The 25283-nt window shown below is 64.9% G+C and carries 22 protein-coding genes; 6 read left to right on the forward strand and 16 right to left on the reverse strand.

Annotation, left to right across the window (positions count from 1 at the left end):
* Positions 1–103: 103 nt before the first annotated feature.
* Entirely contained in the window at positions 104–2275 is a 2172-nt protein-coding gene (locus B552_RS0115140) for a patatin-like phospholipase family protein (RefSeq protein WP_019449878.1), read from the reverse strand.
* A 315-nt stretch (positions 2276–2590) separates the two neighbouring features.
* On the opposite strand from B552_RS0115140, the gene B552_RS27515 reads away from it, so the two are divergent.
* A complete protein-coding gene (locus tag B552_RS27515; protein WP_051003566.1) occupies positions 2591–2818 on the forward strand; it encodes an oxidoreductase-like domain-containing protein in 228 nt (75 codons plus the stop codon).
* Positions 2815–3648: an NAD-dependent protein deacetylase gene (locus B552_RS0115150; protein WP_019449880.1), complete on the forward strand. Its 834-nt coding sequence runs from the start codon at positions 2815–2817 to the stop codon at positions 3646–3648. Before B552_RS27515 ends, B552_RS0115150 begins: the two co-directional genes overlap by 4 nt.
* Positions 3649–3718: 70 nt before the next feature.
* Here B552_RS0115150 and B552_RS0115155 read toward each other — a convergent pair whose 3' ends face one another.
* The 3 genes from B552_RS0115155 to B552_RS27520 all read right to left on the reverse strand — a co-directional run bounded on the left by B552_RS0115155 (position 3719) and on the right by B552_RS27520 (position 5129).
* Positions 3719–4309 carry a DUF1439 domain-containing protein gene (locus B552_RS0115155; RefSeq protein ID WP_019449881.1) on the reverse strand — a complete coding sequence of 197 codons (591 nt, stop codon included), beginning with the start codon at positions 4307–4309 and terminating at the stop codon, positions 3719–3721.
* A gap of 111 nt (positions 4310–4420) precedes the next feature.
* Positions 4421–4624, reverse strand: coding sequence for a SlyX family protein (locus B552_RS0115160; RefSeq protein WP_019449882.1), 204 nt, complete (start codon positions 4622–4624; stop codon positions 4421–4423).
* A gap of 73 nt (positions 4625–4697) precedes the next feature.
* Positions 4698–5129 carry a VOC family protein gene (locus tag B552_RS27520; protein WP_019449883.1) on the reverse strand — a complete coding sequence of 144 codons (432 nt, stop codon included), beginning with the start codon at positions 5127–5129 and terminating at the stop codon, positions 4698–4700.
* A gap of 287 nt (positions 5130–5416) precedes the next feature.
* Between B552_RS27520 and argG the strand changes: the two genes are divergently transcribed.
* From argG to B552_RS0115180, 3 genes are all read left to right on the forward strand, one after another.
* Positions 5417–6742: an argininosuccinate synthase gene (argG, locus tag B552_RS0115170; protein ID WP_019449884.1), complete on the forward strand. Its 1326-nt coding sequence runs from the start codon at positions 5417–5419 to the stop codon at positions 6740–6742.
* 127 nt (positions 6743–6869) lie between these two features.
* Positions 6870–7895 (forward strand): aldo/keto reductase, encoded by a 1026-nt coding sequence (locus B552_RS0115175; RefSeq protein ID WP_019449885.1) that lies wholly within the window; start codon positions 6870–6872, stop codon positions 7893–7895.
* Positions 7896–8156: 261 nt separating this feature from the next.
* Positions 8157–11180 (forward strand): transglycosylase domain-containing protein, encoded by a 3024-nt coding sequence (locus B552_RS0115180; RefSeq protein ID WP_019449886.1) that lies wholly within the window; start codon positions 8157–8159, stop codon positions 11178–11180.
* A 67-nt stretch (positions 11181–11247) separates the two neighbouring features.
* Here the strand turns inward: B552_RS0115180 and B552_RS0115185 are convergent, their stop codons facing one another.
* From B552_RS0115185 to B552_RS0115195, 3 genes are all read right to left on the reverse strand, one after another.
* Entirely contained in the window at positions 11248–11499 is a 252-nt protein-coding gene (locus tag B552_RS0115185; protein WP_026035686.1) for a GlsB/YeaQ/YmgE family stress response membrane protein, read from the reverse strand.
* 208 nt (positions 11500–11707) lie between these two features.
* On the reverse strand, positions 11708–13816 hold the full coding sequence (gene fusA, locus B552_RS0115190; protein ID WP_019449888.1) for an elongation factor G: 2109 nt from the start codon (positions 13814–13816) through the stop codon (positions 11708–11710).
* Between the two features lie 136 nt (positions 13817–13952).
* The gene (locus tag B552_RS0115195; RefSeq protein ID WP_019449889.1) at positions 13953–14873 is read right to left on the reverse strand and encodes a polysaccharide deacetylase family protein; all 921 of its coding nucleotides are present in this window, start codon (positions 14871–14873) and stop codon (positions 13953–13955) included.
* A 284-nt stretch (positions 14874–15157) separates the two neighbouring features.
* On the opposite strand from B552_RS0115195, the gene B552_RS0115200 reads away from it, so the two are divergent.
* On the forward strand, positions 15158–15877 hold the full coding sequence (locus B552_RS0115200) for a DUF3047 domain-containing protein (RefSeq protein WP_083860297.1): 720 nt from the start codon (positions 15158–15160) through the stop codon (positions 15875–15877).
* Between the two features lie 4 nt (positions 15878–15881).
* Here the strand turns inward: B552_RS0115200 and B552_RS0115205 are convergent, their stop codons facing one another.
* The 9 genes from B552_RS0115205 to B552_RS28895 all read right to left on the reverse strand — a co-directional run.
* Positions 15882–16622, reverse strand: a complete 741-nt coding sequence (locus tag B552_RS0115205; protein ID WP_019449891.1) for a lipoate--protein ligase family protein — start codon at positions 16620–16622, stop codon at positions 15882–15884.
* A 161-nt stretch (positions 16623–16783) separates the two neighbouring features.
* Entirely contained in the window at positions 16784–17800 is a 1017-nt protein-coding gene (locus B552_RS0115210; RefSeq protein WP_019449892.1) for an LLM class flavin-dependent oxidoreductase, read from the reverse strand.
* 148 nt (positions 17801–17948) lie between these two features.
* Positions 17949–20690: a patatin-like phospholipase family protein gene (locus B552_RS0115215; protein WP_026035689.1), complete on the reverse strand. Its 2742-nt coding sequence runs from the start codon at positions 20688–20690 to the stop codon at positions 17949–17951.
* Positions 20691–20776: 86 nt separating this feature from the next.
* A complete protein-coding gene (locus B552_RS0115220; RefSeq protein WP_019449894.1) occupies positions 20777–21751 on the reverse strand; it encodes a DedA family protein/thiosulfate sulfurtransferase GlpE in 975 nt (324 codons plus the stop codon).
* A gap of 71 nt (positions 21752–21822) precedes the next feature.
* Positions 21823–22290, reverse strand: a complete 468-nt coding sequence (locus tag B552_RS0115225; RefSeq protein WP_019449895.1) for an Hpt domain-containing protein — start codon at positions 22288–22290, stop codon at positions 21823–21825.
* On the reverse strand, positions 22287–22919 hold the full coding sequence (locus B552_RS0115230; protein WP_019449896.1) for a response regulator transcription factor: 633 nt from the start codon (positions 22917–22919) through the stop codon (positions 22287–22289). The genes B552_RS0115225 and B552_RS0115230 overlap by 4 nt, the downstream gene beginning before the upstream one ends.
* Before the next feature lie 326 nt (positions 22920–23245).
* Complete coding sequence (locus tag B552_RS0115235; protein ID WP_019449897.1) at positions 23246–24067, reverse strand: hypothetical protein; 822 nt, start codon at positions 24065–24067, stop codon at positions 23246–23248.
* A gap of 362 nt (positions 24068–24429) precedes the next feature.
* On the reverse strand, positions 24430–24819 hold the full coding sequence (locus B552_RS0115240) for an OsmC family protein (protein WP_019449898.1): 390 nt from the start codon (positions 24817–24819) through the stop codon (positions 24430–24432).
* A 225-nt stretch (positions 24820–25044) separates the two neighbouring features.
* Positions 25045–25283 (reverse strand): hypothetical protein (locus B552_RS28895; protein WP_237718221.1); only part of this gene is annotated, 239 nt, incomplete at its 5' end.

Here is a 25283-nt window from a genome sequence, read left to right on the forward strand (position 1 = left end):
ACCAGTATAGGCACGCGCGCAAAGACATTAAATACAACTAAGGTGGGGGTCGGGCGTCATAGACATTTCGCCTGGCGGATTCCCGGGCACTTCACCTATTCACCTATGGCTTGCCCAGGAACAGGTAGAACGCATAGTTGCCGCCGGCCGCACGGCCGTACCCGAGGTAGAGCGGGCCGATCGGGCTGTCGATGCCGAAGAACGCGGCTACCGATTTCAGCAGGCCGGTTGGGCTGCCCGGCACCAGCGGTGCGCCGACGCGCCCGGCCTCCAGCGAGAAGCCCGCATAGGCGCCATCGAAGAAGGTCTGGTGAATCAGCTTGTTGTAGTAGACCATCCGCGCGAACTGCAGGTTGCCGCCGATCAGCTGCCCGGTGCTGTAGCCGGACTGCTGCAGGAAGCCGCCCCACTGGAACAGGTCATAGTTGGGCAAGGCCGGGCCGCCGAGGTTGCTGCCGGCCCTGACGCCGAAGCTCAACGTGTTGTTGCCGATCGAATACGCCCACGTGCCGCTGATGTCGCCCTTCGTATAGGTGTTGGTGGCGCCCATGCCGCCCTGCGAGGCGTAGATGTTCAGGGTGCCGCCATACCCGTAGCGCGGGAAGTTGATGTTGTCGATCTGATCCACCAGTAACCGGCCCGTGACCGCACGGCGCTGGATGTGGCCGGGCCCCGGCGCCAGGACCACGGGGCCCGTGGACAGCGTGGCGTTCTGCTCGCCGATGACCACGCCGACGCGGGCCTCGCCATACTTGGTGAACTGGCTGCCGAAATCGAACGCGAGATCTGAACGGCGCAGGTCGTACTGCGCGAACCTGGTGTCGCCGTTGAAGATATTGACGGGCCGCCGTTCCAACTCGATGCGCGGCGCGACGAAGAACAACTGGCGCGTGTCGATCGGCTGATAGAACTCGCTGATCAGGCTCGATGTCTGGCCCACCTGCACGTCGGTGCGCCACTCGGCACCGAGCGAATTGAGCCACGTGCGGCGATAGCTGGCCAGCAGGTTGAAGTAGGCCTCGCCGCGGAAGTCGGTGCTGAGACCAAGGCCGAAGCGCAGGTAGTTCGGCCCGTACGATTTCTCGATGGCGTCGACCGAAAGCACGCGCTTGCCCGGCTCTTCCAGAAAGCGATAGTTCACGTGCTCGAAGTCGCCGGTACCGAACAGGCGCCGCATGTCGCGATCCAGCGTGGCCTGCGAGATCGGCTCGCCCGGCCTGGTTTCCATCGTGGCCGCGGCAAACGCCGGGTTCACGCGTTCCATTGGCGCGAAGCGGATCTCGTCGACAGGCCGCTGGTCAGGTGGCGGCAGCGCCTTCTGCGCCGTGCGCAACCGGGCGTACTGCTCCTGCGGCAGCGAGAGCGCCGCCAGCCGGGTTGCCTGGCGCCGTGCGGCGGCTTCGCCAATCGGGATCGTCCTGGGCAGGTGGTCGAAATCGCCGGCCGAGAAATCGCCAAGCTCGGGCAGGATCAGGATGTCGGCCGGTTGCAGGGACGCCAGCGACGCGCGCACGTTCTGCTCGGTCAGGATATTGAGCATCTGGCCGGTCACGCCGATCAGAGAGGTCAGTTCGTCGCGCTTCATCAGCGGCGTACCAAGGTTGACGGCAATGATGATGTCCGCACCCATCGCTCGCGCAACGTCGACGGGCAGGTTATCGGTCAGGCCGCCATCCACCAGCAGCTTGCCCTGGTATTCGGTGGGGGCCACCGCGCCGGGTACCGACATGCTCGCGCGCATCACGTTGGCCAGTTCGCCTTCGCGGAAGACCACCGGCGTGCCCGACACCAGATCCGTGGCCACCGCGCGGTACGGAATCGGCAGCGTATCGAAATTGCGATAGCCGGGGGCATTGGCCAGCTTGCGCAACACCGTTTCAAGCTGCACGCCCGACACGGCGCCCTTGGGCAGCAGCAGGCCGTCCGACCGCACGCCGATCTCGGGGGTGAACAGGTTCGTGTGGTCGTCCATCTTGCGGCGGATGGCAAGATCCTGGCGTGGCGGGCGTTCCTTGAAGATCGTCTCCGTGGTCAGTCCGCCGACGAGCTTTTCCATGTCCGCCGTGCTCATGCCGGTAGCGTATGCGCCACCGACGAGCGACCCCATGCTTGTGCCGGCGATGCAGTCGATCGGCACGCGCAATTCCTCAAGCACCTTGAGCACCCCGATATGGGCCGCGCCGCGTGCACCTCCGCCAGACAGCACCAGGCAGATCTTTGGCCGTCCCTGCGGGTGCGCTGCGGCATCGGTTTCGGGCCCGGCGGCGGCCGGCATTCCTGCCAGCAAGCAAGCGCATAGTGCCGCCAGCCATCCGGCACGGCGAAGAAGGGTGGGGGCGAGGCGCGTTGCAGTCGGCATGTCAGGTTGAGGTCTGCGGGCAATGCCGCGAGCCACAACACTAGCAGCGTGATCCGTATGCCGCACATGGCAGCCGTATGGATCGAAACAATTCAGCATGGGCGCCGGAAGCGTTCAGATCAGAGGCCGATTGCGCAGCCTCTGTCGGGCATCGGTCGGGCACCTGTCCGCGCCGGCCGGAATTGCGGAGGCGGCATATACTGGCGCCGTACCCGTATCTTTTTGCCCGCTGTGTCTTCCTCCAAGTCTTCCTCCGAGTCTTCCCGATTCCACTCCGACGATCCCCGGCCCCAGCCGCCCGAGCGCCCCGGCGACAACGAGTGCTGCGGCAGCGGGTGCGATCCGTGCGTATTCGATTTCTATAACGACGAGATGGAGCGGTACCGTCAGGAACTGAGGGCGTGGGAGGCGCGCCAGGCCGCCCACGAACAGACCGAAAAGACCGTCACCCATCCGTGAGCACGTCCCCTGCGCTTCGCGATTTCGTCGAGCAGCATCCGCGCCTGTTCGTCTTGACCGGTGCAGGCATCAGCACGGACTCGGGCATTCCGGGCTACCGCGACGAGCAGGGGCGCTGGCAGCGGTCGGCGCCAATGACGATCAGCGCGTTCATGAGCGGCCACGCGGCGCGTCAGCGCTACTGGGCGCGCAGCATGATCGGCTGGCCCGTGGCCGCGGGCGCGCAACCCAATATCAGTCATCGCATCGTGGCAAGGCTTGGCGACGCCGGGCGCGTCTCGGCGCTGGTCACGCAGAACGTGGACGGGCTGCATCAGCGGGCGGGCAGCCACGATGTGATCGAGCTGCACGGCAGCATCGGACAGGTGATCTGTCTGTCCTGCGCCACGCGCTATCCGCGTGCGGACGTGCAGCACTGGCTCTGGCAGCACAATCCCGATTTCCATGGCGTGTCCGCGGTGCCTGCGGCCGATGGCGACGCGCACCTTGAATCACCGTTGTTCGACAACTTCGCCGTGCCGGTCTGCGAGCGGTGCGAGGGCGTGCTCAAGCCCGATGTCGTGTTTTTCGGCGAGTCCGTGCCGCGCGAACGTGTCGATGCGGGCCGCGCGGCGCTTGGCCAGTCCGATGCGCTGCTGGTCGTCGGATCGTCGTTGACGGTGTTCTCGGGATATCGGTTCTGCCTGTGGGCAAAGGAGCGCGGCCTGCCGATCGCGGCGCTCAACCTCGGGACCACGCGCGCAGATCCGCTGCTGACGCTCAAGGTTTCCGCGCCAATCGGTCCCGCGTTGTCCGCGCTGGCAGCCGGCATCGGGCTACAGGCCGATTGAAGGGCTGATTGAAGGGGCGATTGAAGGTCCGATTGACCGCCGTCGCTCCGCTGGTGTTTCGCGTGGCCCGCTAGCGCAGGTTGACCTGCACGCGGATGCCGTCGGGCGCCACGGTGATGGCGCCCGGCTCCACGTCCTTGCCGTTGAAGCGAAGCTCGTCGGGTTTGAACGTGTATAGCGGATAGTCCTTCAGCAACTGCTGGGCCACGACCGCGCCGATCGCGTTGAGCTGATCGCGGTACTCGCTCATGCCTTGCACCTGCACGTCCTGCACCGTGGGGTTGTCCAGCAGCACCGCGCGGCGCGTGGCGTCATAGCGGACGCCGCTGTTCAGCGCCAGCGTGCCGTTGATCGGCGGAGACGGCAGCACCGTGTTCGTCAGCGCGGCATCCATCTGCGTGGTGACGCGGTTGCTAGCCTGGTCGAGCACCAGGCGCGGGTTGGATAGCTGCACGCTAACCAGTTCGCCGTAGCGCAGCGTGGCCGGGAAGCGTTTGTCGATGGCGCTCTGGAGTTCGCCCTTGGTGAATGTGTATTCGCCGGTCCAGACGTTATAGCCCGCGTGGGCCGTGCCAAGGGTGGCAACGGAGGCGGCGGCGACGGCAAACGCAAGCAGCGGGCGGCGCGCGCGGGACAGGGCGGTGGTCAGGGTACGAAACATGGGCGCAATGCGGATCGGGGCGGATCAGGGCGGGTCTGGATACGCGGTCAGACCGGCGCCGTATGGCGATCGTTCCGGCAAGTGACGTGCGCGTGGGTGTGCCCCCTAGCGTCAGTAGTGCGGCGGGATTTCGTGCTGCGGGTTGGATTCCGCGTCGGTGGGTGCGCTGGCGCGCACCTGCTGGTACAGCGCGCGAAACTGGGCTTGCAGCAGGTCGATCTGTTGCTGCTGGCGGGCAACCGCAAGGTTCAGCGTTTCGATCAGGTCCTCCTGGAAGGCAACCTTGATCTCCAGATCGGTGAGGCGGGATTCCATGGCGTTCTCCGGTTGGCCGCGCATTGTACGGGACTGTACGGCACGGCCTGCCCGGAGAGGATGGATGAGCGGCTTAGTGCTTCGCGCCGGCAATCACCATCCACATCACGCCGAACTTGTCGGTAACCATGCCAAAGCGCTCGCTGAAGAAGGTCTGCGCGGGCGGCATGACCACCTGGCCACCCTGGGCCAGCGTGTTGATCGTCTTGTCGCACTCGGCGGCGCTGGCCACCGCCAGCGACAGGCCGAAACCCTTGAACTCGGCCTTGCCCTTGCACTCGCCGTCGGAACCCATGATGACCGCGTCGCCAATGTGCAGGGCCATGTGCATGATCTTGTCTTCGTTGCCGCTGCCCGGACCGCAGCCCGGACTCGTTGCTTCCTTGGGGGCGTCGCTGAATCTCAGCATGGCTTCCACCTTGGCACCCAGGGCGGTCTTGTAGAACTCGGCCGCTTCCTCAGCGCGGCCATCGAAAAACAGATACGGCTGGACATTCGAGGACATCGATTACTCCTGTTGGATGGGCGCCCGATATGGCCGGGCGGGGGGTATGCGGCACTTGTGTACGCCGTCCACAAAGACTAGGCGAGGGCTCTAACAATGTCCACATTTATTTTTGGGGACGGATAAGCCGGAGCGCGAAGGCCCGGTTTTGCCGCCGCTGTTTGGCGCTGACGCCGGGCCATGTCACAATCCACGGTTACGAGTTTCGGGCGCCGGACCGGCTCGCCGTGTGACGCGATCACGCGGGGGCGCCCCAAGAGCCGACAAATTCACCTGGTTTTCTGGCGATGACTACCATCCTGCAGCACATTCCTTCCGGCCAGCGCGTCGGAATCGCCTTCTCGGGCGGACTCGACACCAGCGCCGCGCTCCTCTGGATGCGCCAGAAGGGCGCCATCCCCTACGCCTACACCGCGAACCTGGGCCAGCCCGACGAGCCGGACTACGACGACATCCCGCGCCGTGCCATGGCCTACGGCGCCGAGAAAGCCCGCCTGGTGGACTGCCGCACCCAGCTGGTGGCCGAAGGCATCGCCGCGCTGCAATGCGGCGCGTTCCACATCTCCACCGCTGGCGTGACGTACTTCAACACCACGCCGATCGGCCGTGCCGTGACCGGCACGATGCTGGTGGCGGCGATGAAGGAAGACGGCGTCAACATCTGGGGCGACGGCAGCACCTTTAAGGGCAACGACATCGAGCGTTTCTACCGCTACGGCCTGCTGACCAACCCGGGCCTGCAGATCTACAAGCCGTGGCTGGACCAGCAGTTCATCGACGAACTGGGCGGCCGCGCCGAAATGTCCGAGTTCATGCGCCAGAACGGCCATGACTACAAGATGTCGGCGGAAAAGGCTTACTCGACCGATTCGAACATGCTCGGCGCCACGCACGAGGCCAAGGACCTGGAGCACCTGAATTCGGGCATCCGCATCGTCCAGCCGATCATGGGCGTGCAGTTCTGGCGCGATGAGGTGGAAGTGAAGCGCGAGGAAGTGACCGTGCGCTTCGAAGAAGGCCAGCCGGTGGCGCTGAACGGCAAGACGTTCGCCAATGCCGTGGACCTGTTCACGGAAGCCAATGTCATTGGCGGCCGTCACGGCCTGGGCATGAGCGACCAGATCGAGAACCGCATCATCGAGGCCAAGAGCCGCGGCATCTACGAAGCCCCGGGCCTGGCGCTGCTGTTCATCGCCTACGAGCGCCTGATCACCGGCATCCACAACGAAGACACGATCGAGCAGTACCGCGACAACGGCCGCCGTCTGGGCCGCCTGCTGTACCAGGGCCGCTGGTTCGATCCGCAGGCCATCATGCTGCGCGAAACCGCCCAGCGCTGGGTGGCTGGCGCGGTGACCGGCGAAGTGACGATCGAACTGCGTCGTGGCAATGACTACTCGATCCTGAACACGACGTCGCCGAACCTGACGTACAAGCCCGAGCGCCTGACGATGGAAAAGGGCGAGTCGATGTTCACGCCGCTGGACCGCATCGGCCAGCTTACGATGCGCACGCTCGACATCGTCGACACGCGCGAGAAGCTGCAGACGTATGCCAAGACCGGCCTGCTGTCCAGCCAGACCAGCGCTGCCCTGCCGAAGCTCGAAGACTGAGCGGCGGTACGCACCTGACGAAGAACGGCACGAGCGATCGTGCCGTTTTTTTTTGCGCCAGGCGTTCGCTGCAAATCGCCGCACAACACGGCAAAATGCTTCCGACCTGCTCACCTGGGAATCCGCCATGCCTGATTTCACCATGCAGTACCGCCGCCTCGGCGCCAGCAACCTGAACGTTTCGGTCCTGTGCCTGGGCACGATGATGTTCGCCGACCAGACCGACGAGGCCGAGGCCGCCCGCATCGTCGCCAGCGCGCGTGACCACGGCGTGAATTTCATCGATACCGCCGACGTCTACAGCAAGGGGGCATCCGAGCAGATGGTCGGGCGGCTGCTGGCAGGCAATCGCCATGACTGGGTGCTGGCCACCAAGCTTGGCAACGCGATGGGCAGCGGCCCGAACCAGTCGAACTATTCGCGTGCGTGGATCATGCGCGAGGTGGAAGACAGCCTGCTTCGGCTGGCCACCGGCTTCATCGACATCCTGTACCTGCATCGCGACTTCCCCGGCGCCAACCTGGAAGAGCCGGTGCGCGCGATGGGTGACCTGATTCGCGCCGGCAAGATTCGCTACTGGGCTGTATCGAACTTCCGCGGCTGGCGCATTTCCGAAATCGTTGCTTTGTGCGACAGGCTCGGCGTGCCGCGTCCGGTGGCCTGCCAGCCGTATTACAACCTGCTGAACCGGATACCCGAAGTCGAGATCCTGCCCGCATGCCAGCACTTTGGCCTGGGCGTGGTGCCGTACAGCCCGATCGCTCGCGGCGTGCTGACGGGCAAGTATCTCCCTGGCCAGCCGCCCGCGGCAGGCTCGCGTGCCGGGCGCGCGGACCGGCGCATCATGGAAACGGAGTTCCGCGAGGAGTCGCTCGTGATCGCGCAGAAGCTGAAGGTTCACGCCGAAGGCCGTGGCCTGACGCCGGGCCAGTTCGCCACAGCGTGGGTGCTTGCCAACCCGATCGTCAGTTCGGTGATCGCCGGTCCGCGCACGCTGGCTCAGTTCGAGGACTACTTTGGCGCCGTGGGCGCGACGCTCTCGCCCGCGGAGGAATCCATGGTCGACGAACTGGTGCCGCGCGGGCATGCGTCGACGCACGGATACAACGATCCGGGCTATCCGTTCGCAGGCCGTCCCGTCTCCGCCACGTAAAACGCACTCGCCCCACCGGCACGCGGGTGTGATGCCCAAGCTGCCTGTTGCGCGATGCGCACGGGTGGCTGTGGCGCTTCGTGTGCTAGCCAACTTCCCTAGGGCAATCCGTAGCGGATGCGCGTAATATGAAAGCACGCAACGGCCGTCGGATGACGGCCGACTTGCGCGGGGCTATTGAGCCGGTGAAGCCTGCGGAAACGGCAGGCCCGGCGCAACCGGATGCGAAACGTGTCACGTCGTGGCTGGATTCTCGTCGGGATGGCCGTCGCCGTATGCGGCGGCGCCTATATCGTTGTGAGCCTCGTCGCGAGCGAGGTTCGCACGTCGCAATGGCAGGCTCGATACATGAGCCGCCTGGGTAAGTCATTGACGTACGAAATCGAGCCGGGCCCCAGTAACAGCATCCGCTATCCACATTCCGGTCCCTACGACGAACGGCTTGGCTATGAGCGCCTGGGCGAGTTCGGCGAGCGCTTGCTCAGGCATGGCTATGTGACCACGGCGCAGGCCCACATGTCAGACGACATGGTGCGGCTGATGGACCAGGGCATCTTTCCGCCCTATCGCGAGAAGAACCAGGCCGGTTTGCTCGTACGCGACTGCAACGCGTTGACGTTGTCGTTCGACCGCTACCCGCAGCGTCAATATGACAACTTCGAGGCAATTCCGAAGGTACTGGTTTCGTCGCTGCTCTACGTCGAGAACCAGAACCTGCTGAACCCCGAGTATCCGATGATGAATCCGGCGCTGGACTGGCGCCGGCTGTCGCGTGCGGTGCTAGACCAGGGGCTCAAGCTGGCCAACCGTCACCATGACACCCCGGGCGGCAGCACGCTGGCCACGCAGATCGAGAAGTACCGGCATTCGCCACAAGGCAAGACGCAGTCGGTCTCGGAGAAGTTTCGCCAGATGGCATCCGCTTCACTGCGCGCCTACCACGACGGACCCGATACGCAGCGCGCACGCGAGAATGTCGTGCTCGACTACCTGAACACGGTGCCGCTGTCGGCGCGTGTCGGCTACGGAGAGATCAACGGCATTGGCGATGCACTCTATGTCTGGTATGGCGAGGATTTCAGCCAGTTCAATGCGCTGCTGCGCGAAATGGACGTGCGGAGCCCCACGCCGCGCGAGGCGCAGGCATACAAGCGCGCGCTGTCGCTGATCATTTCGCAGCGGCGCCCGTCATACCACCTGCGTCGCGACGACACCAACCTGGACGCCCTGACGGGCAGCTACCTGCGCCTGCTGGCCGCAGCCAACGCGATCACGCCGGAACTGCGCGACGCGGCGCTGGCCGAGTCGCTCGACAAGGCGCCGCCGCCGCAGCGCCCCGAAGCGGAACCATGGGTCACGCGCAAGGCGGTCAATCAGGTGCGCAACGACGTGTCGCACATGATTGGCATCAACAGCCGTTATGACCTCGACCGGCTCGATCTGACGGTGGACAGCACCATCAACCGCGAAGCGCAGCGGCTGGTCACTGACAGGCTGCTGGCCTTGCGCGACAAGTCCGTCGCGCACGAGATGGGCCTGTATGGCAAGAACCTGCTGCGCGAAGGCGACGACCCGTCGCGGCTGGTGGCCAGCTTCACGCTGTTCGAGCGCGTGGGCAACGCCAGCGTGGTGCGCGTGCAGGCCGACAACGTCGACCAGCCGTTCGACATCAACAATGGGGCGCGGCTCAACCTTGGTTCTACGGCCAAGCTGCGCACGCTGGTGACCTATCTCGAGATCATCAGCGAACTGCACGACCGCTATGTCGGCATGAGCCGGGCCGAACTGACGGCGCTGCAGGTGCCTCGCCAGGACGTGCTGACGCGCTGGGCCGTGGATTATCTGATTGCGGCCAGGTCCCCGTCGGATCGCGAGCTTGGCGCGATGCTCGATGCCGCGATGGAGCGCAAGTACTCGGGCAACCCCGGCGAGGCGTTCTTTACGGGCGGCGGCATGCAGAGTTTCTCGAACTTCGAGAAATGGGAAGGCGAGCACCAGATGACGGTGCGCGTGGGCTTCCAGCATTCGGTGAACCTGGTGTTCGTCCGCATCATGCGGGACATCGTGCGCTACGAAGTATTCCAGGCGCATCCCGATGCACGCGCCTTGCTTGAAGACCGCAGCGCGCCGGGGCGGCGTGCCTACCTCGAGCAGTTTGCCGATGAGGAGGGCAGCGCGTTCATGACCGCGTTCTACCAGCACTATCGCGGCAAGAACAACGACGAGCGGCTCAAGGTGCTGCTGGATCGCGTCAAGCAACCGACCCCGCACCTGGCGGCCGTTCGGCTGTCGGTGACGCTGCTCAGCGCGCGGCCGAATACCGACTTCGCCACGTTCGCGCGTACGCTGCGCGCGTGGATGCCCAAGCAGAAGCTTTCGGACGAGGACCTGCAGGCGCTCTACGTGAAGTATGGCCACGACAAGTTCAACCTCAACGACCGGGGCTACCTGTCGCGCATCCATCCGCTCGAACTGTGGATGGTCGAGTACATGGACTCGCATCCGGACGCCACGCTCAAGGAGATCCTGAAAGCTAGCGCCCCCGATCGGCAGGTCGTCTACGCCTGGCTGTTCAAGACGCATAGCAAGCTCGGCCAGGACGGCCGCATCCGCACGCTGCTGGAGCGGGAGGCCTTCGACAAGATCGCCAAGCGTTGGCAACGGGTGGGATATCCGTTCGATTCGCTGACGCCATCGTACGGCACGGCAATTGGCGCATCCGGTGACCGGCCTGCGGCGCTGGCCGAACTGGCCGGCATCATCCTGGCCAACGGCGTGGATGCCCAGCCGTCGACCGTGCGGGCGATGGCTTTCGCGTCGGAAACACCGTACGCCAGCACCTACAGCCTGCATCCGTCGCCGGGCAAGCCGCTGATCGTGCCGGAGATCGCCGTGCTGGTGCGGCGGTCGATGCTTGACGTCGTGCAGAACGGTACGGCCAAGTCGATCAACGGCGCGTTTGTACCGCTGAACCGGAAGGGCCAGGCGATGGGGCCGTCATTGATGATCGCAGGCAAGACAGGGACCGGCGACCAGCGCTTCCAGACCTATGGTCCGGGTGGCCGCGTGATTTCGTCGCGTTCGGTCAGCCGCTCCGCCACGTTCGTCTTCCTGCTGGGTGACCGCTACTTCGGCACCGTGACGGTTCACGTGCGCGAGCCCTACGCCGCGCGCTATTCGTTCACCAGTGCGCTTTCGCTGCGGGTATTGCGCTCGCTTGCGCCCCAGATCACGGCGATGGTCGCTCCCGGCAGCGATGCCACGCTGCTTCGCTGCGAAAACTGAGCGTTCGCCGAGGAGTCAGGCCGAGGAGTCAGGCCGCGGTGTGCGGCCGAGGTTTGTGGCCGAGGTGTCAGGACTTGCGCCGGACCATGTCGTAGATCACCAGCAGCACGATCGCACCGACCACCGAAGCAATCCAGCCGGCCGGCTGTCCAGGCTGGTATAGGCCCATTGCGCGGCCAACGTAGCTGGCTGCGACGGAGCCCAGGATGCCGAGGATGATCGTCATGATCCAGCCCATTTTGTCTTCGCCGGGCTTGATGGCTCTCGCGATCAGACCAACGATCAGGCCAACTAACAAGGTGCCAAGAAATGCCATCATGACGCGCTCCTGTATGCGGATCGATCCGACGCTGGCCATATTGCCACGGAATGGTTGCGCTGGGCGTGCGATAGTCCTCATTTCGTGACGGGGAAGCCGAACGAAACTCCGGCGCTCCTGCTTGCCGGATGGCAGACAGGAGCACCGGGTGGAAGGCACGGCGGCGCATTGCCGCCAAAGTGCCTTTCAGGATACGTTGGCAGGCACGTCAGCCGGCCTTGCGCATGGTGATGATCGCGTCCGCCACGTTGGCGGGCGCCTCGGCGTAGTGCTTGAACTCCATCGTGAACGTGGCACGCCCCTGGGTCAGCGAACGTAATGACGTCGAATAGCCGAACATGGTCGCCAGCGGTACTTCGGCGCGCACGATCTTGCCGCCGCCCCCGGCGATGTCTTCCATGCCGTGCACCATGCCGCGGCGCGATGAGAGGTCGCCCATCACGTTGCCGGTGAATTCCTCGGGGGTTTCCACCTCGACGGCCATCATCGGCTCCAGCAGCACCGGTCTGGCGCGCCGCATGCCTTCCTTGAAAGCCATCGAACCCGCCATCCGGAATGCGTTCTCGTTCGAATCCACGTCGTGATACGAACCGAAGACAAGCGTGGCCTTGACGTCGACCACGGGGTACCCGGCGAGCACGCCCGATTCAAGCGTTTCGCGAATGCCCTTGTCCACGGCCGGGATGAACTCGCGCGGCACCACGCCGCCCTTGATGGCATCGACGAACTCGTAGCCACCGCCCTGCGGCAGCGGGTCCAGGTTGAGCACCACGTGGCCGTACTGGCCGCGGCCGCCCGATTGCTTGATGAACTTGCCCTCGACGTCCTTGGCTGCTCCCTTGATCGTTTCGCGGTACGCCACCTGCGGCTTGCCGACCGATGCCTCCACGCCGAACTCGCGCCTCATGCGGTCGACCAGGATTTCCAGGTGCAGCTCACCCATGCCGGAAATAATCGTCTGGCCCGACTCTTCATCGGTGGCCACGCGGAATGACGGGTCTTCCTGCGCCAGGCGGTTCAGGGCGATGCCCATCTTTTCCTGGTCGGCCTTGGTCTTTGGCTCCACGGCCTGGGAAATCACGGGCTCGGGGAAGCTCATGCGTTCGAGGATGATCACCTTGTCCGGATCGCACAGCGTGTCGCCCGTGGTGGCTTCCTTGAGCCCCACGGCTGCGGCGATGTCGCCGGCGCGGACTTCCTTGATCTCGTTGCGCACGTTGGCATGCATCTGCAGGATGCGGCCCAGCCGCTCGCGCTTGCCCTTGACCGGGTTGTAGACGGTGTCGCCCGAATTGACCACGCCCGAGTACACGCGGAAAAAGATGAGCTGGCCGACGAACGGGTCGGTCATGATCTTGAACGCCAGTGCGGAGAACGGTTCATCATCGCTCGGATGACGTTCGGCCTGCTTGTCGTCCTCGGTGTGGCCGAGGATGGCGGGCACGTCGACCGGCGACGGCAGGTAGTCGATCACGGCGTCGAGCATTGCCTGCACGCCCTTGTTCTTGAACGCGCTGCCGCACAGCATCGGCACGATCTCGCCGGCAACGGTGCGCTTGCGCAGACCGGCCTTGATTTCGTCCTCGGTCAGCGGCTCGCCGCTCAGGTAGCGCTCCAGCAATGCTTCGCTGGCTTCGGCGGCGGCCTCCACCATCTTGTCGTGCCATTCCTTCGCGGTGGCGACCAGATCGGGCGGGATATCGATGTATTCGAAGCGCACCCCCTGGCTGGCATCGTCCCAGACGATCGCGCGCATCTTGACCAGATCGACCACGCCCCTGAAGTGGTCCTCGGCGCCTACCGGTATCTGGATCGGCACGGCGTTGCCCTTGAGCCGGTCGGCTATCTGCGTGCGCACACGGAAGAAGTCCGCGCCAACGCGGTCCATCTTGTTGACGAATGCGATGCGCGGAACGTTGTACTTGTTGGCCTGCCGCCAGACGGTTTCCGATTGCGGCTGCACGCCGCCGACGGCGTCATAGACCATGCAGGCGCCATCCAGCACGCGCATCGAGCGCTCCACCTCGATGGTGAAGTCCACGTGGCCCGGCGTGTCGATGATGTTGATGCGGTGTTCCGGATAGTTGTTGGCCATGCCTTTCCAGAACGCCGTGGTAGCGGCGGACGTGATCGTGATGCCGCGCTCCTGCTCCTGCTCCATCCAGTCCATGGTGGCAGCACCATCGTGCACCTCGCCCAGCTTGTGGTTCACGCCGGTGTAGAACAGGATACGCTCCGTCGTCGTCGTCTTGCCGGCGTCGATATGCGCACTGATGCCGATATTTCGATAGCGTTCGATGGGAGTCTTGCGGGGCACGGTGTTTCTCCTGGTTAGGGCACCACGGGCAGATAGCGTAGCACTTCCACGACGATCCCGTATGTCCCCGCGGCAGGCAAGGGCATGGCGCCGATTCCCCGCATCAGACCATAATCAGCGCCAAATCAGCGCCAAATCAGGGCCAGCTTTCGCGCGCATAAACGCCGGCACCGGCGCGTGCCACAGCGGCCTGCTCCAGCGCGGTTGTATCCGTGTAGAACGGCGGATTGGCCAACGGCAATCCGTTCTCGCGCGCGGCGTCCACCAGTATCTGCAGATACTCGGTCATGTGGGACGCTGTGAAGTCATTGGTGTCGTGGAAGGCCACCACGATCGGCATCACGCCATTCACGGGTTCGAGCCGGTGTGTGGCCATGGCGCGGCCCACTCGCTCAAGCTCGCTGACCATGTGCGAACGCCGGCGCAGGCTGATGTGCCATCCATAGATCTTGCCGTCGCGCGCGCTGGCATCGGCCATCAGCATGCCAAGGCCCAACTGCCGATAGACCGCCTCGGTCGTATCGTTATGCGCCCAGTCGGGCGGCCGTACAACCTGCGCCACATGCCCGCATTGCGCGACGATATCCGCCTCGCCCGAGCGCAGCGAATCGGCCAGCTTCCCGGGCGTCAGTCTGGTGTGGGGAACATGGCCCTCGGGCAGTCCGCTGTGCACGGCCAGCAGGTGGCCCGCTGCACAGGTGTCGCGCATCTGCGCCTGGCCCGCCGGGCCGCCGCCACGGCGCGGGTGCGCGGTCTGGACAAAGAAAATCGCCTTGATGCCCGGCGCGACCGGGTTGTCTGCAAGCTGGCGCAGGATGACCGGCGTGCTGCCATCGGGGCCGCTGTCGGGGCCGTCATCGAAGGTCAGCAGGAAGCGTACGGGGGCAAGGCCGGCGGCCACTTCAGGGGACAGGACTGGCTGCCGGGCGACTTCAGAAGTAACGGGCCAGGGCACTTCGGCCATCACGGGCAGCGCGCCGAGCGTGGCGATGGCGGCGATCGCAACAAGCGTCAGACGACGCAGCAGGGCTGATGAAGACACGATGGAGAAACGCATGCAGGGACTGGGAACTGTCAGGTAACGGCTTGAGGATACGCGTCAGCCGTTCGTTTGCCGGGCGGTCCGCGCGAGGCTGAACCTTACCACCCGGTTGTCGCCCCGGAACGGCGCGGCGAAACCGCAGTTGTAAGCAACTGTGTGATGTGACGTGTACTTATCGGAAGCTGGCGCTTCAGGGGCGCATCTGCGTCAGGGGCATACATGCCGGCAACTGGATTCTAGAATTGAGCTATCGTCCTGGTCCGTTGCTTCCATCGCTTCACAACAAGAAGGCGTTCACCATGCGTCGCCCCCTCTTCGCCGGACTGCTGTCCGCCATGCTTTGGTGCGTGCCGATGTTCGCGCACGCCGCCGATCTTGGGGCCGTGTTCTCCACGGGCAAGCCCGGTGGTGTGCTGCCGGCCGGCTGGCAGAACAAGCCGGTTGTGCCCGGCAAGAAGATGACCAGCTACGTGCTGGTGGCCGACCAAGGTACCACGGTGCTTCAGGCGGATGCCAACGCGGCGGCGTCTGGTCTGGTGCACGAGGGCGACTTTGACCTGGGCAAGACGCCGATTGTCACGTGGCGCTGGAAAGTGGCCGCGCCGATCCCGAATGCCGATAACCACGTGAGCGACCGCGAGGACGCGCCGGCGCGGCTGGTGTTCTTCTTCGCTGGCCAGGTGGACAGCCTGTCGATCGGCGATCGGGCCGAGATGCTCGCGGCCGGCGCGGTGGGCGAGAAGCTGCCCTACGCCACGCTGATGTATATCTGGACCAACAGTGCCCCGCCGGGCACCGTCATCGAGAATCCACATACCAGCCGCGTGCAGATGATCGTGGTTGGCAGCGAAGTCGGCAAATGGGAGAACCTGCGCCGCAATGTGGTTGCCGATTTCGAGAAAGTCTTCCACGAAAAGCCCGGCAAGCTGACCGGCTACGGCATCCTTACCGATACCGACAACACGGGCGCTACGGCACGGGCCTGGTATGGCGACATCCGGTTCTCGCCGGAAAAGTAGGAACTTACTGACCCGGCGCGGTCGAGCGCGAGATGGCATCCCGGATCGCCGCGCTTACGGTCTGCGTGAGCCCGGATGCATCGTCCATTCCCGCCGCTTCGCGCACGTTGACCACCTTGGCCGGATCGTAGTGGCGCCCGGTGCCGATGGCGGATTCGAACGCGTTGGCTCGCGCATTGATCTCGACGGGGTCGGCATCGACGAGCAGGATCGCATGGGCCAGCACCAGGTGCCGCTGCCCGTCTGGTGTCTGCACCGCGTTTGGCGCGCGGCGCCAGTACTGCGCGGTACCCGCGATCTTGCGTGCGTGGTCGCAGGGGCCCCAGGCCAGGTTGTAGCGGCCATCGCAGAACGATCCATCCACGGATTGCCAGTGCGTTTCCACGCCGATCTGGCGCAACCCCGCGGCAATCACTTCGCACAGGTGCAGGTAGACCGGTTCCATCCACGTGGCAACGCCCCTGGGTACGGCATAGGCCAGACTGACATTAAGGATGCCCGGGCCCTGCGGCACCAGGCCGCCGCCGGACATGCGCAGCCAGACCGGGCAGCCCTTCGCGGCAAACGCGGCGCGCGCCGTCTCGATGCCGGGCTGCCGCAGGTAGCTGCGCGGAATCACCAGCGACAGCGGCGCCTCCCATAGCTGTGCCACCGGGCCGGCATTGGCCGCGTGGTCCAGCAGGGCAAGCTCGCCCTGCAGCGGATCGGTTTCGGCCGGATCAGAATCGACAAACGTAAATGTCATGGCTCCTCGGCATCGGGACGCGCGCGGCGCGGTGGATAACGCATTCTCCTCGCAGACGGCGCGCCGCGCCAGCGTGGAACCGATGCCGCAATGGTCAGCAACGCGGCGCCCTTCGGGCCGAAGGTCACCTCGACACTGCCAGTGGGGAAGCTGACCCCGCCTCAAACGTGCTGCGTCGATGCCGGCCGCAGTGCGCGCATGGTATCGGCGGCGATCGTGAACGATCTCAACCTGGCGTCGTGATCGTGGATCTGGCCCGTCAGCATCAGTTCGTCTGGACGCAGGTCATCGACAAAGCGCTGGATGCCTGCGTGCACTGTACCGGGGTCACCCACCACCGAGCAGGCCAGCGAACGGCGGATGTGTTCGGCTTCGCTTGCATCCCACAGGCGCTCGATATCGTCGACCGGCGGCTTGAGTTGTCCGGGCGTGCCGCGCACCAGTGCAAGGAATTGCTGCTGCAGCGAGCTGAACAGCCTGCGCGCCTCGGCGTCGGTCTCCGCGGCGAATACATTGAGTCCGAGCATCACATGCGGCCGATCGAGCTGCTCCGACGGCCGGAACGTGCGGCGATACAGGTCAACCGCCTGTCGCATGAATCCTGGTGCGAAGTGCGATGCAAAGGCAAACGGCAAGCCCATCGACGCGGCAAGCTGCGCGCTGAACAGGCTCGATCCAAGCAGCCACAGCGGCACCTTGAGGCCGGCGCCGGGCACGGCCCGCACGCGCTGGCCCGGGCGGGCATCCTCGAAATAGGCCTGCAGTTCTGCCACATCCTGCGGGAACGAGTCGGCGGTGTCGGCGCCAAGATGACGGCGCAGTGCGCGCGCGGTGGGCTGGTCGGTGCCCGGGGCGCGGCCCAGGCCCAGATCGATGCGACCGGGGTAAAGCGATGCCAGCGTGCCGAACTGTTCCGCCACCACCAGCGGCGAGTGGTTTGGCAGCATGATGCCGCCCGAGCCAACCCGGATCGTCGATGTACCGTTGGCAACGTAGCTGATCAGCACGGCCGTGGCCGCGCTGGCAATGCCCGGCATGTTGTGATGTTCGGCCAGCCAGAAGCGGCGATAGCCAAGACGTTCCGCGTGCTGCGCCAGGCCCAGCGTGTTGCGCATGGCCTGGGCCGCATCGCTGCCTTCCGCGATGGGGGACAGGTCTAGCAGGGAATAGGGGATCATTGCGTGCTACGCGCGGCATGCGCCGCGCGAGATTCGATTCAGGGACGGGCTATGGTAGTCACAGCGGCCCGATCGTGCTGACGGCCGCCAAGTAGCCATGACGGCCGTGGGGACACCGCCCGTGCTATCCGAATGCCTAGCCGAATGCCTAGCCGAACAATCGCTGCGCGACAGCGCCGCCGGCGATGCGGCGCCCGATGGCTACGCCAAGCGCGCGGTAGCTTTCCCACTGTGCTTCGTCGAAAAACTGGTCGGCGGTGCCCTCCTGCGGGAAGCTTGGATGCAACGCGCCGTACTGCCGTACATCGGCAGGGGCCGATGGCGTCAGGCGCGGCTTGATCAGCACGATGCGCGTGACAGGCGCGCCGTCAGGGGCACCGGCCTGGCCCGCGACGTGCACGTTGAGCAGGATGGCAACCTTGTCTTGCGCCTCGGGAGGTGCGTCCGCCGCGAAGTCATCTGGAGTGCCGAAGACGGTGCCGAGAGCGGGGTCGCTCGCTGCCGCGTGGTCCACAACGATTTCCAGGCCGAAATCGATACGGGCCAGCCGGATCAGATTGGCCAGATCGCCGAAGCGGTAGTCGCCGTCGCAACCGCAATCGCATACGACGATCAGTCCGACGCGGCGCTCCGGGCGCAGCAGCTCGTAGACGGCGGTGTTTTCGAAATGGCCGCCGTCGGAAAGATATTGCCAGCGGCGGCGCGTGCCGTGGAAGCGTGCGGCAAGCTCGCAGCCAAGGTAATACTGCGTGCGGAACAGCCCCGTGATCATGCCAAGCGCCGGGTGCAGGCGCCGCTCCATGTCGGGACGTTGCGTACCCGCGCCGGTTGCACATGACCCGCCTTCGGCCATGGTCGAAGGCCACCAGATGCCGAGCCGCAGATTGGCCAGCCCGAGCAACAGCGAAGTGCCCAGCGTGGATGCTCGCCCCAACCCCGTGGAGATCGCCGCGCCAGAGATGGCAATCCAGTCGCCCACGGTACGTGCCTGGGCCATTTCAACGGACCGGGTTGCAATACCGGCCGCCCCCTGTGACTTCGCGCAGCAGAGTTGCCCGTCGACGGTGAAGCGCACGTAGACGTCGGCCGGCAGTTGCCGTGCGTTGCCCGGCTGCGCAAGCGCAGGGCCCGGGCCGATGCAGAGCGGCTTGCCTTTGCGGTCGCGCTGCACGAGTTGCTCGGCGGGGTCCACCGTCTGGTTCAGCGTGACATTGATCAGGTGCAGCGGGGCGAGCACGCGGGGATCGTAGTAGTCGTTGAGGCTGAGCGCGTCGTCGGGCGCGGGTTCCGCCACGCTGAATCGCTGACGCGCCGCGCGGTCCGCGGCTGGCGTGCTGAACCGGTTGCCGTTGGAGGCGCCGAGGTAGGCGCGCGTCAGCCGGGCAGCATAGAACGATTGCAGTGTCGACAGATTCAGGAAGCCCGCGAATCGCCCCACCACGATCGCCATGCACAGCGCCAGCAGCGTCAGCGTGACCAGCGCGGCCGTGGTCCAGGCCTTGCCAAAGACGTGCCAGTCGACGGGTTCGCCGCCGTCCCAGCGCACCCAGAGCACAATCCACGACCAGAGTACGAAGACCAGCACTGCGACCAGCGCAGCCACCACGCCCGCGAGCAGGGACATCGGCAACCTTGCCGCCAGCGTGCGCCAGGCAGAATCCGTGGCGCCCTTCTTGCCATTGTCAAACAGCGTTGCACCGTAGCGGACCAGCCAGACCAGGCCGCCCAGTGCGCCGGCCGGACCAATCGCTGCCCAGGGGTGCGGGGCCATGAACGTGTAGAGGTAGCAGGTGCGCGCCGCGGTGTCCGCCAGGCCCAGGGCGGCCAGCGCCGCTGTCAGCCCCAGCGCGCCACGCAGTGCCCGCGTGGCGCGCACGCGGAACACGGTGACGGTGCGCGGCGCCGGCATCAGCATGACCATGCACGCCGCGACGCCAAGCCACGCCGCCATGCCGATGACGAAACACGCGTAGGCAATCCGCATGTTCGGCTCGATCGTCTGGAACCACAACGACGCGGCCAGGAACAGCGCGCCAATCACGACGGCAAGCAGCACCGCACCGTTCAGCGCACGCACCGGCTGCTGGGGGTCGTCGGACGTCGGATAGACGAGCCAGAACGCGATGCCTGGCGGCAGCACGAACAACAGCGCCGAGACCACCGGTAGCCACAGATAGGCGCTCCACCAGATCGCCAGTGTGTCTTCGTTGAAGGCCTGGCGCGCGTCATGCAGCAGGTCCATCTCGCTCTGCCCCAACCCCAGCCAGGTTCCCGTTGCCACGTGCAGGCCCAGCGCCAGTGCGGCCAGCAGTACCAGCAATGCACTGCCGATCACGTATTGCATGGCCATCCAGTTGCGAACGATCACGGCGGCGGCGTAGAGGTTGTCACCCGCGCCGGTGGGGGTCAGGTAGCGGCCGTTCTCGCGCAGCCAGGCCACTGCTGCCCGGCCCGGCGCATCGCCATAGAAGTCCCCGGTGCGGATGCGGCCTGGCGGTTCGTACTGCAGCGTGCGGTAGGCATCCTGTGCGGCCTGCAGCGGGCTGGTGCCACGGCGCAGGCGTCCGGGGACGAACAGGCTGGTGAAGAACGATCCGATATACCCGCCACCGCTGACCGTGGAAAGGTAGTCGAACTGGGCCAGCAACGAGTGAGCACCCGTGACGGCGGGCGGAGCGCCGTCGGCGTCCCCGGCTGGCTTCGGCACTGGAGCTTCGGCCAGCGCCTGCATTACGCCCAGGCAGAAGGTTGCACTGCGGATGCCGCCGCCAGAAAGTGCCAGCGCCCGGTTGCGACCGCTATTGCCCGGTACTACAGGAATATCGAGCGCGCGGCGGCGGTGCGCCACGCGCGCGGCCTCATCTTCCCAACCATGGTCTTCGCCCGGCATGCCGCCCTCCGTGCACAAACGGTCTGCGCCAAGTATAGGAAGCGGCAGTGGAACGGAAAGGGCGAAGTGTGCCGGCGAATGCCTGCCTAGTGGAGGGTGGCCTGCTGCGGTGCATCGAGGGCGGCGGCCTGCAGGCCCGGGGTGCCCTGCAGGCGCTTCCACTCGTCAAAGCCGCCGGCCAGTGCCCAGGTGTTCGGATAGCCGGCCGTTCGCAGGCGTTCGGCCAGTACGGCGGCGGACACCTCGTGCGGACACGCGCAATAGACCACGATATCGGTGCCGGTGTCGTGGCCGGACAGGGTGTCAAAGGGGCCTTTCAGCTCCATCACGATCGAGCCGGGGATGCGCTCGATCGGGGCCGCGCCATGGGCGCGCACATCGACCACCAGCAGTGGCTTGCTACCCGCGGCGCGGCGCTGCTCCAGCTCCATGACCGTCATGCGCGGAATCCGGCCCGATCGGCGCAGCATGTGCCAGCGCATCCAGAAACGCCAGGCGACGAACAGCACAAAGGCGCCCAGCACCACCATGATGGCGATATGGCCAAAGGCGCTGAATGCGGCCAGGATGGTATCGACGAAATCGCTGAAGACCATGCCGGCCACCAGCGCGGCGCCGGCCCACACCAGCGCGCCGAGCGTGTCGTAGAAGATGAAGGTTGTGAACGGCGTGGCCGTCATGCCAGCCATGGATGTGGACAGTGCACCGGCGCCCGGCAGCAACTTGGCAAAAATCAGCGAGCGCGGGCCCACGCGCAGGTAGAGCGACTGCGTCTGGCGGATGCAGGTGTCCGGCGAGATCGACACGCGGCAGATCGTTCGCAGCATTGGCTGCCCCAGACGCTTGCCGGCGAAATACCACGCAGTGTCCGCAATCAGGCAGGCGGATATCACGGCGAACAGCACTGCGCCGATCGACGGGCCACTCGGCTGCATCGACAACGCGCCGGCCACGAACAGCATCGGATAGGCCGGTACCGGCAGCCCGGCCTGTTCGGCCAGTACATTGAGGAACACGAGCATAAGCCCGTGACCATCGAGCAAGCTCTGCAGATCACCCACGACAAGGTCTCCCGCCTGAATTGGTGGTGTCTCCGGCGGCGAACATCGTTGGGGGCGCTGCCGGCACAGACTCACAGTGTGCCAGCGCCGCTGGCCGCTTGCACACGTGGCGAATGCACGCTTTCATCAAATTCCTTGAATGTGCCTGGTGCCAGACGTGGTGGATCGGGCCGTATCGCCCGTAGTTGATCGTTGAACTCGGTGACGATGGCGATATAGCGCGGCAGCAGTGCATTCACGACGGCGGCCTTGCCCTGGCCGGCGGCCGATTCAATCGACTTGCCGGCCGCGACCAGGGTTGGGCACCTTGCCAGCGCCGCGCTGCCCTTCAGGCGGTGGACGTTGCGCTGTACGCCGGGCCAGTCGCGACGGTCAACTGCGTGCCGAAGTTCGGCGAGATCGGTGGTGTTGGCATCGATCAGCCGTACCAGCAGCATGTCGTACACCGCCGGGTCGTCACGCGCGGCGTTTGCCAGCGCAGGGCCGAACGCCTTGCATTCGTCGGCGGTGAGCACGGACGGCGTACCTGCTTGTGTCATGGAATCAGGCGGCAGCGACGGGCAAAGTCGATCAGCTCCACCAGTGAATCCGCAGCAAGCTTCTTCATGATGCGGGCCTTGTAGCTGCTTACCGTCTTGTTGCTGATAAATAGCGTCTTGCCGATGGCCTTGTTGCTCATGCCCCGGGTCAGCATCCGCAGGATTTCCACCTCCTTGTCGGTCAGCTTGCGCAGTCCTTCGTTATCACTGACCTTGTGGCTCTCGCGCGGGCTTTCGCGATGGTTGCTGCTCGGGAACACGGTAAAGCCGCCGAGCACGCTTTCCACACAGCGGACGATGGCGTCCATGGTCTGGGTCTTGCTGACAAAGCCCTGCGCGCCGGCCTGGAACGCGCGGGCCGCGAACGGGACCGGGTCCTGGGCCGACAGCACCAGGATCCGTATCGCCGGATGAAGGGCGCGCATGCGGGGGACGGCATCGAGCCCGCTCATGCGGGGGATGTCCAGGTCCAGCACAACCAGATCCGGCTTGTGTTGCCGGACGGCGTCAAGCGCACTTTGTCCGTTGTCGGATTCCAGCAGGCTTGTTACGCCCAGCAGTTGGGATAGCTGTGTGCGCAGGGCCAGCCGCAGCGCGGGGTGGTCGTCGACGATCAGGATTTTTGTCATGCCATGCTGCCTCGGGATTGGCCCGATGCCGCCATGTGGCACAGGCTCTACATGACGGGGCAGTATAGGGAGACGGCGGGCAGTCCGTAATGCGACGCTTCCGCAAATGCTGTAGGAAATTTCCTCAGATGATGCGTGCTTGAGATAGATCGACCTTGCTCGCGGGATCCTGAGGCAAACGGCGTAGAAAAAATCGCGGCCCTCCGCGAGTACGGGGGCCGCCAATCGGGAATGCGAGGAGGTCAGTATCCTCAAGAGGGGATATCGGCGTCTGACAGGCGGCTTGATCCCCACCAACGTGGGGCGTGCATCACATTGGTGAGGGATCAGGCTATCAGGCGATCGGGTCGCGTGGACGGCGCCGAACCGGCGCGCGCTTGCCGCACACCGGCTTCCATCTCTTCGTGCGCAGCATCCAGCCATGCCATGCGGTGACGGACCGGATCGTTTGGCGAAAGATCTCCGGCGGCAATCTCGCGCAGGAAATACCGCACCATGCTGCCGGCGCGGGCCGGCACGGGCATCATGCCCAGCAACTGGTGCCGGTTCAGCAGCCCCGATGCGGTGGCATGGCGCAGCCCGGCCCACGCGGTGCGGCCCAGGCCGATGTACAGCGCGTCGGCCCGGCACTGCGCCAGCCGGTCGAGAAATTGGCGCGCAAAGACTTCGCGCAGCATTGGCACGTCGACCAGTTCATCCAGCGGACCATCGAAAGCGAGTCCGCGGCGGGTCGTCGCATGTGGCAGAAGCGCCATCGGCTGGATCGATTCGAAGCCATCGTTCCAGAGCGCAGCCGCATGAGGTTGCCCAATGAGTTCCGGTACCCGGAAATGGTCAAGCATGCGTATCAGGTTCGGGCGCACCATCCGGCCGCCCAGTTCCACGCGGCGCTTGTTCTCCCGCTGGATCGTCCGGCCCGGCGAGTGGGCGCGCAGCAGTTCTTCCGTAACCGTTGCAGCAAGTCGTACGTGCGTGTGGCCAGGCGTGGTGCTGACGAGCACGAGCCGGGCGTTCGCGTTCCAGTGCTCGAACGGCACATAGGTCATGGTGTAGGTGCCATCCTGATCGACCACGACAGGCTTGTCTGCAACCCCTCGCGCGCCATTGCGACGAATGCGCGCGCAATACTCTTCGATGTAATTCGCCAAGATGTCCCCGCTCCTGATGCGATCCCTGCTCGTACCGCCAATGTTCTTTTTTGGCTTCATGGTAAGCCGATGCACCTTGCAGACAAAGCAGTGGGGTGGCGTTTGCGACGGTTTGCAACACTGGCTGCGTGGGGCAGCGAACAAAGCCCGGGCTCGTGCCCGACAAAGGTGCGAAATGGATCATCGCTAACCGCGTCATTCACGCGTACAACCTAGCGTGGCATGTGGGTCAGGTTGATGACTATGGAGGAGAAGTGCGGCAGAAGTGCTGGCGGAGGCGGAAAGGCCGGACACAAGAGTGTCCGGGAATCCATTTACCTGGTACTGCGTGAATCCGTGTCTGAGGTTAAAGCGCCGGTGGGTCAGTCAGCGAGCGTCGTGTCGATCGAGATCTGGGCCGACAGAGATTTGTGAACCGGGCACTTGTTGGCGACGCGGAGCAGGTCTTCCCGGACGTTCGGCGCCAGGTTGCCGCGGAGTTCGATGTGACGGATCAGCTTGTAGGTGCCGGGGGCCTCGTCATGAGAGACCGTGACGCGCACTTCCTGTAGCTCGTAGCCCTTTCGGCGCGCGTAGACCTGCAGGGTGAGTGTCGTGCAGGCCGCAAGAGCGGAATCCAGGAGGTCGTGGGGGTTGGGAATTGCGGGGTTCCCGGCTGGCGCATCAAGGTCCGCCTGCCAATTGGCCGTGCCGTTCCGCAGGTCACATACGCTTGAGCCAGAGTTCGCCAGCCATGTCGCTTCAATAGTCATAAGTGCTCGTCCTTTGAATGAAGGGCTGCGGATCGCCCGGTGTCCCGATTCTATACAAGGGCGATCCGGCTCCGGCGAAGTGCTCAATAAGGCTCATAGAAGGTTTTTTAAAACTTTTATGACAAAGTGCTTGCCAACCCCGCATGGCTCCCTTAATATTCGCCCCCTCGCAACACAAACCGCGCTGCAAACGCAGCAGCGACAAGGGTTGCGGGGCAACAGTGGTCAGTGGTGCGGAGCTTTGCAGCGCTGACCGGCAGAGAAAAAATCTTCTGCAAACTGTTGACGAAACGCTGAATGCTCTGCATAATCTCGTTTCTCTGCTGCAGCGAATGACGAAACGTCAGCGACGCAGCGCAACGACGGCAAAGCCGGTCGTTGAAGTTCTTTAACAACCAAACAACCGATAAGTGTGGGCGCTTGATGGCGAACGCCACGGGGACTTCGGTCTTCGTGATGCTTCA

The organism is Cupriavidus sp. BIS7, from assembly GCF_000292345.1.
Taxonomy (GTDB): Bacteria; Pseudomonadota; Gammaproteobacteria; order Burkholderiales; family Burkholderiaceae; genus Cupriavidus.

Bases quoted from the DNA above. Each gene is read 5' to 3' on its own strand.
- B552_RS0115140 (WP_019449878.1), bottom strand. From the start codon at position 2,275: ATGCCGGCCGCCGCCGGGCCCGAAACCGATGCCGCAGCGCACCCGCAG.
- B552_RS0115155 (WP_019449881.1), bottom strand. From the start codon at position 4,309: ATGTTTCGTACCCTGACCACCGCCCTGTCCCGCGCGCGCCGCCCGCTG.
- B552_RS0115160 (WP_019449882.1), bottom strand. From the start codon at position 4,624: ATGGAATCCCGCCTCACCGATCTGGAGATCAAGGTTGCCTTCCAGGAG.
- B552_RS27520 (WP_019449883.1), bottom strand. From the start codon at position 5,129: ATGTCCTCGAATGTCCAGCCGTATCTGTTTTTCGATGGCCGCGCTGAG.
- argG (WP_019449884.1), top strand. From the start codon at position 5,417: ATGACTACCATCCTGCAGCACATTCCTTCCGGCCAGCGCGTCGGAATC.
- B552_RS0115175 (WP_019449885.1), top strand. From the start codon at position 6,870: ATGCCTGATTTCACCATGCAGTACCGCCGCCTCGGCGCCAGCAACCTG.
- B552_RS0115180 (WP_019449886.1), top strand. From the start codon at position 8,157: ATGGCCGTCGCCGTATGCGGCGGCGCCTATATCGTTGTGAGCCTCGTC.
- B552_RS0115185 (WP_026035686.1), bottom strand. From the start codon at position 11,499: ATGATGGCATTTCTTGGCACCTTGTTAGTTGGCCTGATCGTTGGTCTG.
- B552_RS0115195 (WP_019449889.1), bottom strand. From the start codon at position 14,873: ATGCGTTTCTCCATCGTGTCTTCATCAGCCCTGCTGCGTCGTCTGACG.
- B552_RS0115200 (WP_083860297.1), top strand. From the start codon at position 15,158: ATGCGTCGCCCCCTCTTCGCCGGACTGCTGTCCGCCATGCTTTGGTGC.
- B552_RS0115205 (WP_019449891.1), bottom strand. From the start codon at position 16,622: ATGACATTTACGTTTGTCGATTCTGATCCGGCCGAAACCGATCCGCTG.
- B552_RS0115210 (WP_019449892.1), bottom strand. From the start codon at position 17,800: ATGATCCCCTATTCCCTGCTAGACCTGTCCCCCATCGCGGAAGGCAGC.
- B552_RS0115215 (WP_026035689.1), bottom strand. From the start codon at position 20,690: ATGCCGGGCGAAGACCATGGTTGGGAAGATGAGGCCGCGCGCGTGGCG.
- B552_RS0115225 (WP_019449895.1), bottom strand. From the start codon at position 22,290: ATGACACAAGCAGGTACGCCGTCCGTGCTCACCGCCGACGAATGCAAG.
- B552_RS0115230 (WP_019449896.1), bottom strand. From the start codon at position 22,919: ATGACAAAAATCCTGATCGTCGACGACCACCCCGCGCTGCGGCTGGCC.
- B552_RS0115240 (WP_019449898.1), bottom strand. From the start codon at position 24,819: ATGACTATTGAAGCGACATGGCTGGCGAACTCTGGCTCAAGCGTATGT.